The following is a 14,897-nucleotide window of genomic DNA, read 5'->3' as shown; positions in this document are numbered from 1 at the left end:
GGGCGCCGCGGAGCTAATGCATAATCCCGCGCCGCCGCCAATAGGAGAAAGTCGCCAGATGTCGCACAGTTCGATGCAGCCGCGCCCGATGCACCGGTCCGCGCGCGCCGCTGCGCTGGCGATCGTATTGCTGGTCGCATCCCTGCCGTCCTTCGCCACCGAATGGACGTACCACGTGCGCCCCGGCGACAACCTGTGGGACCTCGCCGCGCGTTACCTGCGCAGCGACGTCGACTGGCGACGACTGCAAAGCCACAACGGCGTGGCCGATCCGTACACGCTGCCGCCGGGAACGCGCATCCGCGTGCCGGTGGCCTGGCTGCGCGAACAGCCCGAAAGCGCGCGCGTGGCCTTCGTGCGCGGCGCGGTGAAGCTCTCCGCCGGTGCCGGCATGCCCGAAACCGCCGCGGCGCAGGACCAGCGCATCGGCATCGGCGGCTGGATCGCGACCGACGCCAACGCGAGCGCGACCGTCGAATTCGCCGACGGCTCGCGGGTGATGCTCTCCCCCGGCACGCGCATCGAATTCGACCGGCTGGTGCGTTACGGCCGCACCGGAATGGTCGACACGCGCATGCGCGTGCAGCAGGGCCGCGCGACGCATCGCGTCGAGAAGCAGCGTGGCGCCGCCGCGCATTACGACGTCGGCGCGCCGTCGGCCACCTCGAGCGTGCGCGGCACGCGGTTCCGCACCAGCGTGGACGAGGGCCGCGAAACCACCGAGGTACTCGAAGGCCGCGTCGCCGTCGACGGTTCCCACGGCGACGCCGATCTGGAAGCCGGCTTCGGCAGCCGCAACGACGGCCGCGTCCGCGCGCGCGCTCTGCTGCCCGCGCCAACGCTCGACGAAGGCGCGACCAAGGTCGATGCGCTGCCGCTCTCGCTCGCGTGGGCGCCGGTGCAAGGCGCGTCCGCGTACCAGGTCGACGTGGTCGATGCCGGCTCGCCGGACGTGCAGCACGCCGAAACCACCGTCGCGGCGTCGCCCGCGCGCATCGACGCGCTGCCCGCCGGACGTTACCTGCTGCGCGTGCGCGCGCTCGATGCCGAAGGCATCGCCGGTCGCGACGCGGTGCACGCGATCGACATTCCCGCCGGCCCCGCGCCGCCGCTGACGCTGCGACCGGCCGACGGTGAAGTCGTGTTCCAGCCCAGGCCGCGCTTCGAATGGGCGCGCAGCGAAGGCGCGGTGCGCGCGCACGTGCAGATCGCGCGCGATGCCGGCATGGCCGACCGCGTCGCCGAACTGCGCAGCGACGACCTGCGCACGCGCGCCGCCGATGCGCTGGTGCCGGGCCGTTACTGGTGGCGCGTGGCCGCAGAGGACGCGGACGGACAGATCGGCCTGTTCGGCGAAGCGTTGCCGTTCGAGATCGCCGATCCGCCGGCCGACCCCGGACTCTCCGAGCCGTCCACCGACGACGGCCGCCTGGTGATCCGCTGGCGCGCGTTCCGCGATGCGCCGCGCTATCGCGTCGAACTCTCGCGCAAGGCCGACTTCAGCGACGTGCGGGTGAACGAGGTCGTGGCCACGCCCGAACTGCGCGTCGCGCGGCCGGGCGGCGGTCGCTGGTACGTACGCGTGCATGCGTTCGACCAGGCGGGCGACGAGATGCGGATCGGCGGCGTGCAGGAAATCCGCCTGCCCTGCCGCCTGTGCTACGTCGCCGGCGGCGCCGGCGCGGCGCTGGTGCTGCTCCTGCTATGACCCGCCTGCCGCTGAGCATGTCGCGCCGCACCCTGCTGACGCTGGTCGCCGGCGTGCTCGCGGCCGTGCTCGCGTATGGCGGCGTGCTGCAGCGGCTGGACACCGCGCTGTACGACGCGCACATGGCCGACTGGACCGCCGAACCCGACGGCCGCACGCTCATCGTCGCCATCGACGAGCGCAGCCTGGCCGCGCTCGGCCAGTGGCCATGGCCGCGCGACGTGCACGCGCGCCTGGTCGACCGCCTGCGCGAAAGCGGTGCGCGTGCGGTCGCGCTCGACCTCGTGCTGTCCGAGCCCGATCGCGCCGGCGCGGCGAACGACGTCGCGCTCGCCGACGCGATGCGTCGCCACGGCGGCGTCGTGCTGCCGGTGGCGCCGTCGGCGTCGGAATCGAACGGCCCCACCGAGGAACTGCTGCCGACGCCGGTCATCGCCGCGGCAGCCGCCGGTTACGGCCACACCGACCTGCCCGGCGACGCCGACGGACGCATGCGCGACCTCGTGTCGCGCGCGGGGCTGGGGGACGCGCATTGGCCGTCGCTGCCGGAAGCGCTGCTCGGCGTGGGGCGTGGTGCACCTTCGCAACACGCGCCGACCGTGCCTTCGGCGACACCGTTCGACTGGGTGCGCAGCGGGCGCGTGCGCCTGCGGTTCGCCGGGCCGGACGGCACGTATCCGCGCGTGTCGTATTCGGATGTGCTGGATGGAACCGTTCCGGCGCATGCGCTGCGCGATCGCTGGATCATCGTCGGCGCGACCGCGCCCGGCCTCGCCGCGCCGCTGCTCACGCCGACCTACGGCAGCGGCCGGATGACCGGCGCGGAGTTCCTCGCCAACGCGTTCGACACGCTGCGCCATGGCAACGCGACGCGCGATGCCTCGCCGGCGTGGCATGCCTTGTCGGCGTCGTGCATCGCCGCGCTGCTCGCGTGGCTCGGACTGGGCGGCAGCATGCGCCGCGCGGTGCTGCTACTGCTGGTGCCGGCGGTGGCGGTGATCGCGCTGGCCGTCGCCGTGCTGCGCTTCACCCACGTGTGGTTCGGGCCGATGCCGGTGGTGTTCGTGCTGATCGCCACGGCGCTGCTCGCCGTCACCGCGCACCTTCGCCACTGGCGCCGGCAGGCGCACCTGGACACGCTGACCGGACTATCGAACCGCCGCGATTTCACCGCCTCGCTCGGCCGCGAACTCGCCGCCTGCGCGCGTGACGGCGAACCGCTGACCCTGGCGCTGATCGACGTCGACCACTTCAAGCTCTTCAACGACGCCGCCGGCCACACGCGCGGCGACCGGCTGCTGATGCGCGTGGCGGGCCTGCTCGAAGGCATGCTGCTGCGCCCGCGCGAGATGGCCGCGCGCCTGGGCGGCGACGAATTCGCGCTGGTCTTCCCCGAAACCGACGCCGCGCAGGCGCGCGAGCGCGTCGAGAAACTCCGCGTCCGCATGGCCGATCTCGCTCCGGTCTTCCAGACCGCCGGCCTGCGCGCGCCGACGCTGACGATTGGCCTGGCGACCAGCGACCCCGAAGCCCCGCTCACCGCCGACGCGCTGTTCGATCGCGCCGACGCGGCGCTGTACCTGGCGAAGGAGAACGGACGCAATCGCGTCGCGGCGGCGAGTGAGCTTGCGGCAGGCGTGGGAGCGCAGGCGCCGGGGTGATGCGGTTCGCGCCTTCCGGATCGTCGAGCCGCGGATCACCTCACCGCGCGGCGTCGCCGGATGCGGGCGCCTGCCCGCCTTCCGGCACGTACACCATCCGCCCGTCCGGCAGCCGGTAGGTCACGCCGGCGCGAATGCCGCCGCCCTCGCCGATCTCGCCGGTGGATTCGTAGCGCGTCAGCTCCTCGCCGTCCTTCACCACGATGCGCATGTCGGCCTCGCCCGGGTTCTCGACCACGACCACGTTGTCCTGCGAGAACGGATTGAGCGGGTTGCGCACGATCACGATCATCAGGATGCCGATCACCACCAGGAACAGGTCGATCAGGTTGACCACCGACAGGATCGGGTCGTCGGCCTCGTCGTGTTCGAGGAAGCGCATCAGGCCGCCTCCCGCATCGGCGCGGCGGCGGTCGTGGCGTGCGTGCGGTTGCGTTCGACCTCGCGCAGTTCCTGCAGCAGCCAGCGGCGCCGCACGGTCAGCACCAGGAAGCTCACGCTCGCGGCGACCAGCGCCAGGATCACCGCGGAAAACGCGACCACCAGGTTCTCGCCGACGGTGGCGGCGTCGCTGCGCGTGAGCGCCAGCAGCGCCGGGCCCATCGGGATCATGGTGGCGACCAGGCCGAGCATCGGCGCCGTGCGCGAGACGATCCGCAACCCCTCCAGGCGCTTCATGATCCACAGCTCCATGTCCTCGCTGCCCGCCCCACTGCGCGCCTGCCACGCCGCGAGCGCCGAGCGGTGCCGCCCGCGACCGCGCTGCCACGCTTCCATCGTGAACGCGCCCAGCACGACGAAGGCATAGACCAGCGACAGCAGGATCAACAACAGCACCGGCACCAGGAACAGGTGCGAGACGTCGTACAGCAGGGTTTCCAACGGGTTCATCGGGAAGGCTCCGGGGAGATCGAAACGTGGATCGGGCGGCGCTGTCGCCACGCGCCCAGGCCGAGGCAGGACGCGAGCAGCGCCAGGCCGAGCCATGAATGCCAGCGATCGGCGACGACGGGTTCGGCCTCGCCGACCTCGCGCAGCACGCGTCCGCGCACCTGCGGTGGGGCGGGTGTCGGTGACGGCGGCGCGACCGCGTCGGCGGTGCTCGCGGAAGTGGATGCGCTTTCGCCGCTGGCGTCGTTCGCCATCGTCGGAACGCCGACGGCAAGGCCGAGACCGGAACCCGCGCCCACGCGTGCGGCGGAATCGCGCGGCGGATGCGTCCGGGCATCGAGTTCGCGCATGCGCTGCCGCAGCTCCGCCCGCGTGCGCGCATCGGCGTGCCAGTGGCCGCGTTCGATCGCCTCGCGCATGCGCGCGATCATCTGCCGTTGCGCGGTCGGATTGGCGCGTTCGAACCATGCGTCGATGCCGAGCCGCCGCGTATCGCGCACGTAGGTGTCGTGGATCGCCTGCCATTGCGCGTCGCGCACCATCGACGGGTCGGCGAGCTGCCAGCCGAACAGGTTGTTGACCGTGTCCAGCACCTGCAGGGTTCCGGCATAGCCTTCCTGCTGCATCGCGCGGATCCATTGCGGATTGAGCTGGCGGCTGCGCAGCTCGGCGGCGAGGAAGCCCTTCGCGCTGCTGGTGCGCGGTCGCTGCCCGCGCAGGTCCGAGACGTACAGCGCGGGACTGGCGCCATCCAGATGACGGACCGCCAGCGACAGGCCGCCGAGGTATTCGAACGGATGGTCGGTGGACAGCATGCCGTGCAGATTCGACGAACGCGCCAGCACCGCCGCCTGCACGCCGCGCAGCTGTTCGGCGAACAGGTTGCCCTGCCCCGGCTCCAGCGACGTCCCCCATTCCCCCGCGCCGTAGCCGTACTGCAGGCGCTGCAGGAAACCCCGCGCGAGCGTCGCGTCATCCTTGTCCCCGCCTTCGGCGAGCACCGCGTCGGGCAGTGCGCTGCCGTATTCGCCGGGCGCGTTGCCGAACAGGCGAAGGCGCGCGAGTTGCCGCGCACGCGGCGCATCCACGCCGCGTTCGATCAGGGCACGTTCCACCGCTTCGCTGTTGCGCGCTACCGGATTGGTCTTCGCATCGTCCTGCGCCGCGAGGCGGTCGATCGCCTGCGCGAGCATCCGCATGAAGCCATCGAACTGGTCGCGATACACGCTGGTCACCTGCACGACGGCATCGATGCGCGGACGTCGCAGTTCGGCGTCGGGCACGATCTCCAGCGCGGTGACGCGTCCGCCTTCGTTCCACACCGGGCGCAGGCCGAGTGCGTGCAGCACCTGGCTTTCGAGCACGCCCAGGTGGCGGATCGCCTCCGACGACCACAGGCTGAAGGCGAGCTTCTCCGGCGTGCGTCCACCGTGTTCCTCGCGATAAGCGGCGAGCAGCTGCTCCAGCGCTTCGCCGCCGGCGGCGTACGCGGCTTTCGTGGGGATCCGGTCCGGCTCGAACGGGAACAGGTTGCGACCGCCGCGCACGTCGGGATTGCGCACCGGATCGCCGCCCGCACCGGGTCGCACGAAACCGCCCGCCAGGCCCATCAGCAGCGACTCGATCTCCTGCGTGTCGGCCAGCGCCGCATCGAGGTCCTTCGCCCGCCGCAGCAGCCCGCGCAATGCGTCGTCGCGCACGTCGTCCAGCGGCACGCCTTCGCGCAGGTGGCGATGCAGCACGCGATATGCGGGCGAGGTTTGCAGTCGGTTGAAATCGCCGGCGAACACCTCGTCCGGATCCAGCCCCAGTGCGCGGTAGTACGGCTCGCCCAGCTGCTGCATCACCGTCGCCAGCCGATGCGCGGGCGCGGCCGGTTCGCCGAAGGTGTGCAGGCCGAGCGGCATGGCGCTGCGCGCCAGTTCGTGCAGGTGATCGTGCAGCGCGTCGAAGAATCCGGCGAAATCCGCGCGCGCGGCATCGGCCTGCCAGCCCATGTCGTCCATCATCCCGGCGACTCGTGCGGCATCGAGGATCGCCTGCTGCGTGCGCGTGCGGACGCCGCTGTCTTCCAGCTGCTGGTATTCGTGCACCAGCGCGTGCAGGTCGCGCAGCTCGTCGTAGAGGCCCGCGGGCGCGAACGCCGGCGTCTGGTGGCTGATCGTCACCGCGCGCCCGCGCCGCTTGGCGTGCACCGCTTCGCCGACGTTGTCCTGGATGTAGGGATAGAAGACCGGCAGGTCGCCGAGCGTCAGGAACGGGAAATCGTTGATCCACAGCCCGCGATCCTTGCCCGGCGTCCATTCCTGCGTGCCGTGCGTGCCGAAATGGATCAGCGCGTCGGCTCGGAAGCCCTCGCGCACGAACAGGTACGCGGCGAGGTAGTAATGGCCCGGCAGCGAGGCCTGGTCGTGCGTGGCCTCGCCGATGCGTCCGGCGCGCGGCGGCTGCGGCATCACGATGAGGCGATCGAGCTGCATGCGCGGAATGACGAACATCGGTTCGCCATCGATGTCGCGCACGGCCGGATGCTCTTCCGGCGCACCCCAGCGCGCCAGCAGCGCATCGCGCCGCTGCGCCGGCAGGGTCTGCAACCATTGGCGGTAACGCGAGACCGGAAACGGCGCGGCAAGATCGCGACGCAGCAGTTCGTCGAGCGTCTCCGGCCGGTAAAGGCCGCCGAGCATCGCCTGCGCATCGGCGATCAGCCGCGCTTCGTCGGCGGGACGCACGCGATACCCGGCGCGCGCGAGTTCGTGCGTCAGGCGCTCCAGGCTGCGCGGCACGTTGAGGTGCGAGGCGGAGAGATTCTTCTCCCCCGCCGGATAATTCCAGAACATCAGCGCCAGCGATTTGTGCGCGGCGGGCTTGCGTCGCAACGCGGACAGGCGCGCGAGCTTCGAGGCGAGCGCGTCGACCTGTTCCGCGATCGGCACCTGCTCGCCGCGTTCGACCGCGCCCAGCACCAGCGGATCGCTCATGCCCCAACCTTCGGGCACGGCCAGGAAGGTCGCCACCAGCGGCATCGCCACGCCCTGCGGCGCCGCGCGCCACGCTTCCGGTGGGCCCTGACGATGGTTGAGCGTCTGCAGCACCGGCACGCCGAGGCGCTCGAATTCCTCGCGCCGCGCTTCGCCGTTCTGCAGATGGGTGAAATTGACGATGGCGTCGATGCGCAGTCCACGCAGCGCGTTCTCGAGCCCGTGCGGATCGCCCGCGTCGAACCACACGCCCACCGCGTTCACCCCGTGCGCCTGGCTGCGTTCGATGGCGGCGTCCACCACCGCCGTCTGCATCGACGCGATGGCGCCCGGCGCGATCAGCATCGCCACCGTCGGCGCATCGGCGGCGATACCACGGCCGGCGCGCCAGTGCAGGTACTGCCCGGCATCGGCGAACGCGCCGGGCGCCCACGGGTGATGGAAGCCGGTCGACGCAAGCGCCTGCGGCGGCGGGATCGACGACGCGTCGGCGTTCGATCGCCATGCGGCGAGATGGTCGATCATGGCGCGGAAGTTCGCTTCGCCGCCGGCGGCGTAATAGCCGAGCAGGCGTCGTGCGGTGTCTGCGCGCAGCGCGCCGAAGCGTGGCGCGCCACCGCCGACCTGCACCCATGGAACCTCCGCGCGATCGAGCGCGTCGCCGAGCGCCTCGCGTACCTGCTCCGCGTCGGACGGACGCGGCGTGTCGAGGATCGCCAGGTCGGTGTCGCGCAGCCATCGCGACGCCTCGCCATCCGCGCGTCCGATCGCGACGTGGCGGAACACGACGCCCTTGTCGCGTCCCCATGCGGACAGCCGCGCCGTCTTGCCGGGAAGCACGAAATCGTTGGCGATCACCGCCACGCGCAGTGGCGCCGCCGTCGCGGGACGTTCCTGCGCGAACGCCATCGGCGACAGCACCGACACCAGCGCCACGCCGAGCCAGCCGAGCACCTTGCCGAGCCGACGCATCAGAAGCCCAGCGTCAGGCCGACGTTGTAGTAACGGCCGGTTTCCGGATACGGATACAGCGCCGAGCGTTCGTCGAGGCGTTCGTCGGCCAGGTTCTCGATGCTGGCGCGCACGCTCAGCCGATCGCTGATGCGATAGCCGACATCGAGCGACCACAGCATGTACGCCGGCAGTCGCACCCGCTGCGTGCCCGACAGCTGCCATTGCGTGCCGACGTATTCCGAACGCAGTGCCGCGCGCAGCGCCGGCGTGGGCGTCCATGCCAGCGTGGCGGCGCCGCTGTGCTGCGGCCGTTCGTTGAGCGGCAGGCCGGTGGTGCGGTCGCGTGCCTGCAGCCAGGTGTAGTTCGCATCGACCTGCAGTTGCGGGGACAGATCGAGCTGGCCGTTCAATTCCACGCCGCGCAGGCGCGCTTCGGCCACGTTGACGTAGTTGCGCACTTCCCGGCCGCGCACGCCGCAGGCGGAGACGCAGATCGTCTGGATCAGGTCCTCCAGCTCGTTGTGGAACGCGGTCGCGCCCAGCGACCAGCCCGTGCCGTGGCGCGTCGCGCCCAGTTCGTACGAAGTCGCGGTCTCGGGTTTGAGGTCCGGGTTGCCGTAGATGGTGAAGCGTCCACCGCCGCCCACGGCCGAGTACTGCGGCGACAGCTGCTTCAGGGTCGGCGCCTTGAAACCGCTACCCACGCCGCCCTTGAGCGTCCACGCCTCATGCGGATGCCACACGACGTACGCGCGTGGGCTGTGATGCCAGCCGAACTGCGGGTGATGGTCCGCGCGATCGCCCAGGACCAGCGACGCGTCCGGCGCGAGTTCGATCTCGTCCTGCACGAACAGGGCGCGCTGGATCGATGCGGCATGCGCGAGCGCGTTGACGGTGGCGTCGTCGAGTTCCTCGCGGCGCCACTCGCCGCCCACGCTGAGCCGATGGCGCAGCCCGAGCTGCGCGCTGACATGGCCATCGACGATGTCCTCGCGCAACCGCTGCGGCCTCGTGGGCTCGCCACGCGAACGCGTGTTGTCGCGGTCGAGCGTGGATCGGTACGCACGCAGCACGCTGTCGCCCCACGCCCACGTGCCGCGATGGGTGAGCGAGGTCTGGCTGCGCTCGATGTGGTCGCGCGTCTCGTACACGTACGCGGGCCCGCCGGACTGCAACGCATCGCGCCAGCGTTCCTCGCGGCCTTCCAGGTGGGCGAGGTCGATGCGCTGCGCGTCGTCCGGCGTCCAGCTCAGCGTCAGGCTGCCGTTGTCGGCGTCGCGGCCTTCCTGTTCGGTCAGGCGATCGTCGGCCGGATCCACGCTCGCCTCCTTGCGCCGCGACTCGGCCTGGAAGCTCACGCCCAGCACGCCATCCACCAGCGGACCACCGGCGTACACCCCGGCCTGCCACGTGTCGCCGCCGAGATCGCCCGCGACACGACCGCCATTCACCGTCGCGCTGCCGAGCCAGTGGTCGGTCGCGCTGCGGGTGATGACGTTGACCACGCCGCCGAGCGCCTCGGAGCCGTAGAGCGAGGACATCGGTCCGCGCACGATTTCGATCCGTTCGATGGCTTCGGCCGGCATCCATCCCAGGTCGAAATCGGCGTGGGCGATCGCGTCGCTGGCCGCGTTGATGCGACGGCCATCGACCAGCACCAGCGTGTATTCGCTGTCCATGCCGCGGATGCGGATGCCGCGCCGGCCCAGGCCGATGCCGCCCACGGTCACGCCGGTGCTGCCGCGAACCGCATCGGACAGGTCCATCACCGGTCGCTGCTGCAGTTGTTCGCGGGTGACGACCGAGATCGACGCGGGCGCGTCGTCGAGCTGTCGTTCGGTGGCCGTGGCGGTCACCACCACGGCGGGAAGTTCGGAGGCGACGCCATTGGCGGCGGCAGCGCCGGGCATGGCCAGCGCGACGGTCAGCGCAGGACCGGTGAGACGAGTTGCGGACATCGGATTCCCCTTGTTTCGATATGTTATAACATATCAATTTAAACAAGGATCAAGCCGATGAAACCCTCCGATGCGCGCTTCTTCGATGCCTCGGCGATCGGTCTGTCCGGTCTGTGCCTGCTGCATTGCCTCGCCTTGCCGGTCGTGGCGGCATTCCTTCCGGCGCTGGCGTTCTGGCAGGCATCGGAATGGGTGCACGTGCTGTTCGTGATGCTCGCCGTGCCGCTGGCCGGCATCGCGTTGTGGCGGTCGCACCGGGTGAGCGCGTTGCCGAAAGCGCTATGGATGTTGAGCGCGGGCGGCGTCGCGGCCTTGGCGATGGGCGCGATCGGCTGGCCTTCGCATGCATGGGAAACCGCGATCACCGTGGCCGGCAGCGTGCTGCTCGCGAGCGCGCATGCGTGGAACTGGCGGCGACGTCACTCCCGCGCGAAATCCTGCGTCTAATAAGTGCCGCGGCGTCCGCGATTCAATCCAGATGCTCGATGCCCTCGGGCTCTCGCACCCACGCATGCCGTCGCACCCCGTACACCGATACGCGCGGCGGCGGGAAATCCGGATCGGCGAACGCGCCGACCGGAATCGTGACGAAGCCGGGAATCGCTTCCGGCCAGTAGAAGACCGTCGCGCCGCATTCCGGGCAGAAGTGGAAACGCGCCGTGGTGCCTTCGTCGCCGGTGCGCGCGTACCGCCTGCTCTCGCCCGATATCTCGACCGCATCGGCCGGAAACCGCGCCTGCACCGCGAACACGCTGCCGGTGCGCTTCTGGCACGCCAGGCAATGGCAGATCGAAACGCGGACGGGCTCGCCGTGGACGATGGCGGTGAGTTGTCCGCAATTGCATGAAGCGACGCGGCGGGTCATGGCGCGGGTTCCTGCAGGATGCGCGTTCGTGCGAATCCGGGGCGGCCTTCGCGATGCCGACCTTACCACCGGCGTTCCGTTCCCTCACCTCGTGAGGCACCGCACGCGCTACGCTGACGCGCGATCCCACGCCCACGCCGCAACATGCCCACCCTTCCCCACGCCATCGTCGTCATCGGCGTCGCAGGCAGCGGCAAGACCACGCTCGCCAGCGGACTGGCGAAGCACTACGGCCACGTGTTCCTCGACGCCGACGACTTCCACTCCGCGCAGGCGCGCGCGCAGATGGCGTCGGGCGTACCGCTGGACGACGCGCAACGCGAGCCCTGGGTCGCCGCGCTTGCACGCGAACTGCAGCGCCTGGCGTCGCTCGGGCAATCGTCGGTGCTGGCGTTCTCCGCCCTGCGCGCGGCGCACCGGCAGCGGTTGCGCGAAAGCGGCGTGCCGATGCGGTTCGTGTTCCTGCGCGTACCGGCGGCGTCGATCACGACACGACTGGCCACGCGCCGCGATCACTACATGCCGGCAAGCCTGCTCGCGAGCCAGTTCGACGCGCTGGAGCCGCCGGTCGCGGAGCCGGACGTGATCACGATCGACGTCGACGACGACGCACCGGCGCAGGTGCTCGAAACGGTGATCGCCGCGCTCGACGGGACGTGACGCAGCACGCGCCGATCCCTTCCCCCGCAACGTTCACGCACCACGCGCACCGCCCACGCTAGCGTCGTGGCGAACCAAGCATCCGGCGGGAACGTGCATGCAGACGACGTGGCAGGTGGCCTGATGACGGTCACCGTCGAACAGGGGATGTTCCTTGCGATCCTGGCCGCGACGCTCGCGCTGTTCATCAGCGAGAAGCTGCGCGTCGACCTGGTCGCGATGCTGGCCACCCTCGCGCTGGTACTGACGGGCCTGCTGGAGCCGCGCGAAGCGCTGTCGGGATTCTCCAGCGAACCGGCGATCATCGTGGCGGCGGTGTTCGTGCTGTCGGCGGGATTGTCGGCGACCGGCATCACCGAGCGCATCGGCGCCGCGATCGGGCGCGCCGCCGGCACCAGCGAGTGGCGGGCGATCGCCGTGCTGATGCCCGCCACCGCGTGCATGGCCGCGTTCTCGCACCATCTGATGGTCACGGCGATGATGCTGCCCATCGTGCTGCGCGTGGCGCGCGATTCCGGCATGGCCGCCTCGCGCCTGCTGATGCCGATGTCGCTGGCGGCCTCGCTCGGCACCACGCTCACGCTGATCAGCGCGCCGGCCTTCTTGCTCGCCGGCGACCTGCTGCGCCGCCACGGCGAACCGCCGCTGGACCTGTTCACCTTCACGCCCATCGGCGCGGTGCTGGTGGTGCTCGGCACGGTGTTCATGCTGCTCGGCCGCGGCCTGTTGCCGCGACGCCAGGGCGAAGCCGGCAACGATTACCTCAAGCTCGACCGCTACTACACCGAGCTGCTGGTCGACGAGGACTCGCCGTGGATCGGCAGGACCCTCGGTGAATTCCGCAGCCATTTCGCCAAGCGCCTGGAAACCGTGGACTGGCTGCGCCACGGCCAACGCCTGCCGAACCAGACCGAGGACCTGGAACTGCAAGGCGGCGACGTGCTGCTCGTGCGCGCCTCGCCCGAACAGATCGCCGCGCTCAAGGACGACGAACCCGGCCTGCTGCTGCACGCGGTGGTGCGTTATGGCGATGGCGATTCGAAGAAGGCGAAGGCGCGCCATCAGCTGGTGCAGGCGGTGGTCGCGCCGAACTCCGAGTTCATCGGCCACACCATCGCCTCGGTCGATTTCATCCGCGCCTATGGCGTGGTCGTGGTCGGGCTGTGGCGTCGCGACGGCTGGCTGCACGGCGAGCTGTCGGACATCGTGCTGCGCGAAGGCGACCTGATGGTGCTTTCCGGCGAACCCGAAGCGCTGTCGGAACTCGGCGGAACCCGCAATTTCCTGATGCTGATTCCGTTCCGCGCCGAATGGCATTCGCCGCGCCGCGCGCCGGTCGCGCTGGCGATCCTCGCCGCGACGCTCGTCGCCGCCGCCACCGAAATGCTGCCGCCGCAGATCGCCTTCCTCGCCGGCGCCGTGGCGATGGTGCTGACCGGCTGCACGAGCCTTGAGCGTGCCTATCGCGAGATCGACGTGCGCATCTTCGTGATGATCGCCGGCGTGATCCCGCTGGGCCTGGCGATGAGCAGGACCGGCACCGCGCAGATGCTCGCCAACCTGCTCTCCGGCTACGCGGGATCGCTGACGCCGTTCGTGTTGCTGGCGATCCTGTTCACGGCCGCGGCGCTGCTGACGCAGATCCTGTCCGATGCGGCGACGACGGTGCTGCTGGTGCCGATCGCGCTGGCGATGGCCGACAGCCTCGGGCTGCCCGCGCTGCCGATGGTGGTGTGCATCGCGATGGGCGCGGTCGCTTCGTTCCTCACGCCCATCGGCCATCACGGCAACCTGCTGATCCTCAATCCGGGCCAGTACCGTTTCGCCGATTTCCTGCGCGTCGGCATTCCGCTCACGATCCTGATCGGCGCGACGGTGGCCTACATGGCGCAGCGGCTGTGGATGTAGCGGCGCGAACACGGGGTTTCGTGGTCGCATGCGCGATGCTGTTCGCCAGCGTCGCTGCGTCCGCCGATGCACCGGACTGCACGATGCGTGTGCTCGAATCGCTGGGATGGCGGTTCGTTCCAACGGACGCAGCGGAGGTTTCGATCGAGCCCGGATCGCCCTGCGATCGCGCGGACCTGGCGCAGGCGCGGGCTGCGGGCGATCTGGTCGTGCGCGTGCCGCGCGCCCTCGATGCGGCGGCACGCGCGCGGTTGCACGACACGCTGCTCGGGCACCCGGCGACGCATTGCGCTTACGGCTTCCTGCTCGGCGCCGCGACACGCCGCGCGGTCGACCGGCTGGCGGGCAATCCGGGATTCCGTTTTTCCGGCCTGCAGACCGGCTGGATCGGCTTCGGTCCGACCGGCGCCGCGCGCGACGGCTGGGAGCCCATCGCCTCGTTCGGTCGGGGCTACCGGCCGCGCGATTCGAACTGGCGCGCGATCGAAGGCTTCTACACCGGCCATGTGCGCGGCGAATGCGGCCTCGGACGGCAGATCGCGCAGTACGCCGCGCAGGCGGAACTCTATGGGCCGGCGGGCTTCGATGCCGCGTTCGACGCGGACGAGATCGTGATCGGCACCTTCACCCGGCTGCACGACACGCGCAGCCTCCTGCTCGGCGCCTCGGCCGGCGAGTTCACCCGCGACGGCCGCGCCATCGCCGCGTCCCGCGCCGGGCGCCAGGCCTTCATGGGGCTGCCGGGCTTCGTCTTCCATGTGTTCGATCGCAGCAAACTCGACGACCTCAACAACCAGGCCGAGAACTTCGTCGTCTACGACGTGAGCGCGCCGGCCGCCGCCGCGTTGCGCGAACACGGCGGTTTCGAGCACTACAACGAACGCAACCGGGTTATCTGGACGCTGGCCAGATCGATGCCGGCGTATCGGCCGAAGCGCTATTTCCAGCGCCTGCTGCATGAGCGCGACGCCGACCTGCGCGCCTCCCTGCCGGCGCGGGCGCGCGAAACGCTGGCGCGGCTCGACGCGGAACTTGCCGATCCGTTCTATCGCGGCTTCCAGGTCTACGTGCACCGCCAGGGCGTGAAGCCGGTGGGCTTCCACATCGCGCGCCTGCTCGACCGCAATCCGCGCACGCCGTTCCGTATCGAACTGGCGCTGCACAACGTGCATACGACGTTGTTCGGGCGGTATGTGGAATACCGGCTGCGCGAGTGCCGGCAAGGCGATGCGCCCTTGTAAGCCCGGGTAAGCGAAGCGCACCCGGGATCGCGGGCGCCTCCCCGGGTGCGCTTCGCTTACCCGGGCTACA

11 protein-coding genes are annotated in these 14,897 nt (G+C 70.6%); 6 read left to right on the top strand and 5 right to left on the bottom strand.

The genetic code is table 11. The features are described from left to right. The first annotated feature begins 58 nt into the window (after positions 1–58). Positions 59–1,708 (top strand): FecR family protein, encoded by a 1,650-nt coding sequence (locus AC3ANK_RS08445; protein WP_484172718.1) that lies wholly within the window; start codon positions 59–61, stop codon positions 1,706–1,708. Further along, positions 1,705–3,369: a CHASE2 domain-containing protein gene (locus tag AC3ANK_RS08440; protein WP_484172717.1), complete on the top strand. Its 1,665-nt coding sequence runs from the start codon at positions 1,705–1,707 to the stop codon at positions 3,367–3,369. Before AC3ANK_RS08445 ends, AC3ANK_RS08440 begins: the two co-directional genes overlap by 4 nt. 40 nt (positions 3,370–3,409) lie before the next feature. Here AC3ANK_RS08440 and AC3ANK_RS08435 read toward each other — a convergent pair whose 3' ends face one another. From AC3ANK_RS08435 to AC3ANK_RS08420, 4 genes are read right to left on the bottom strand one after another with little or no spacing between them, the layout of a single operon-like run. After that, on the bottom strand, positions 3,410–3,751 hold the full coding sequence (locus tag AC3ANK_RS08435; protein ID WP_206858438.1) for a DUF2149 domain-containing protein: 342 nt from the start codon (positions 3,749–3,751) through the stop codon (positions 3,410–3,412). Continuing rightward, positions 3,751–4,260, bottom strand: coding sequence for a MotA/TolQ/ExbB proton channel family protein (locus AC3ANK_RS08430; RefSeq protein ID WP_484172716.1), 510 nt, complete (start codon positions 4,258–4,260; stop codon positions 3,751–3,753). The genes AC3ANK_RS08435 and AC3ANK_RS08430 overlap by 1 nt, the downstream gene beginning before the upstream one ends. Further along, positions 4,257–8,213, bottom strand: a complete 3,957-nt coding sequence (gene cobN / locus AC3ANK_RS08425) for a cobaltochelatase subunit CobN (RefSeq protein WP_484172715.1) — start codon at positions 8,211–8,213, stop codon at positions 4,257–4,259. The genes AC3ANK_RS08430 and cobN overlap by 4 nt, the downstream gene beginning before the upstream one ends. Continuing rightward, positions 8,213–10,153, bottom strand: a complete 1,941-nt coding sequence (locus AC3ANK_RS08420) for a TonB-dependent receptor domain-containing protein (protein ID WP_484172714.1) — start codon at positions 10,151–10,153, stop codon at positions 8,213–8,215. Before AC3ANK_RS08420 ends, cobN begins: the two co-directional genes overlap by 1 nt. A 57-nt stretch (positions 10,154–10,210) precedes the next feature. On the opposite strand from AC3ANK_RS08420, the gene AC3ANK_RS08415 reads away from it, so the two are divergent. Beyond that, positions 10,211–10,600, top strand: coding sequence for a MerC domain-containing protein (locus AC3ANK_RS08415; RefSeq protein WP_206858463.1), 390 nt, complete (start codon positions 10,211–10,213; stop codon positions 10,598–10,600). 22 nt (positions 10,601–10,622) lie between these two features. Here the strand turns inward: AC3ANK_RS08415 and AC3ANK_RS08410 are convergent, their stop codons facing one another. Beyond that, complete coding sequence (locus AC3ANK_RS08410; protein WP_484172713.1) at positions 10,623–11,018, bottom strand: GFA family protein; 396 nt, start codon at positions 11,016–11,018, stop codon at positions 10,623–10,625. A 144-nt stretch (positions 11,019–11,162) separates the two neighbouring features. Between AC3ANK_RS08410 and AC3ANK_RS08405 the strand changes: the two genes are divergently transcribed. The 3 genes from AC3ANK_RS08405 to AC3ANK_RS08395 all read left to right on the top strand — a co-directional run bounded on the left by AC3ANK_RS08405 (position 11,163) and on the right by AC3ANK_RS08395 (position 14,827). Next, complete coding sequence (locus AC3ANK_RS08405) at positions 11,163–11,678, top strand: gluconokinase (RefSeq protein ID WP_484172712.1); 516 nt, start codon at positions 11,163–11,165, stop codon at positions 11,676–11,678. A gap of 123 nt (positions 11,679–11,801) precedes the next feature. Continuing rightward, positions 11,802–13,586 carry an SLC13 family permease gene (locus AC3ANK_RS08400; protein ID WP_484172711.1) on the top strand — a complete coding sequence of 595 codons (1,785 nt, stop codon included), beginning with the start codon at positions 11,802–11,804 and terminating at the stop codon, positions 13,584–13,586. A 35-nt stretch (positions 13,587–13,621) separates the two neighbouring features. Continuing rightward, positions 13,622–14,827: a hypothetical protein gene (locus AC3ANK_RS08395; protein ID WP_484172710.1), complete on the top strand. Its 1,206-nt coding sequence runs from the start codon at positions 13,622–13,624 to the stop codon at positions 14,825–14,827. Positions 14,828–14,897 lie beyond the last annotated feature (70 nt).

The sequence above is a fragment of the Lysobacter sp. SCRH-1R genome (assembly GCF_057747855.1).
Note: the sequence above shows the minus strand (reverse complement) of the source record. Positions and strands in the feature narration are given on the sequence as shown.

Excerpts from the sequence above, each read along its gene's own strand:
- AC3ANK_RS08445 (WP_484172718.1), top strand. The coding sequence starts at position 59 with ATGTCGCACAGTTCGATGCAGCCGCGCCCGATGCACCGGTCCGCGCGC.
- AC3ANK_RS08440 (WP_484172717.1), top strand. The coding sequence starts at position 1,705 with ATGACCCGCCTGCCGCTGAGCATGTCGCGCCGCACCCTGCTGACGCTG.
- AC3ANK_RS08435 (WP_206858438.1), bottom strand. The coding sequence starts at position 3,751 with ATGCGCTTCCTCGAACACGACGAGGCCGACGACCCGATCCTGTCGGTG.
- AC3ANK_RS08430 (WP_484172716.1), bottom strand. The coding sequence starts at position 4,260 with ATGAACCCGTTGGAAACCCTGCTGTACGACGTCTCGCACCTGTTCCTG.
- cobN (WP_484172715.1), bottom strand. The coding sequence starts at position 8,213 with ATGCGTCGGCTCGGCAAGGTGCTCGGCTGGCTCGGCGTGGCGCTGGTG.
- AC3ANK_RS08420 (WP_484172714.1), bottom strand. The coding sequence starts at position 10,153 with ATGTCCGCAACTCGTCTCACCGGTCCTGCGCTGACCGTCGCGCTGGCC.
- AC3ANK_RS08415 (WP_206858463.1), top strand. The coding sequence starts at position 10,211 with ATGAAACCCTCCGATGCGCGCTTCTTCGATGCCTCGGCGATCGGTCTG.
- AC3ANK_RS08410 (WP_484172713.1), bottom strand. The coding sequence starts at position 11,018 with ATGACCCGCCGCGTCGCTTCATGCAATTGCGGACAACTCACCGCCATC.
- AC3ANK_RS08405 (WP_484172712.1), top strand. The coding sequence starts at position 11,163 with ATGCCCACCCTTCCCCACGCCATCGTCGTCATCGGCGTCGCAGGCAGC.
- AC3ANK_RS08400 (WP_484172711.1), top strand. The coding sequence starts at position 11,802 with ATGACGGTCACCGTCGAACAGGGGATGTTCCTTGCGATCCTGGCCGCG.
- AC3ANK_RS08395 (WP_484172710.1), top strand. The coding sequence starts at position 13,622 with ATGCTGTTCGCCAGCGTCGCTGCGTCCGCCGATGCACCGGACTGCACG.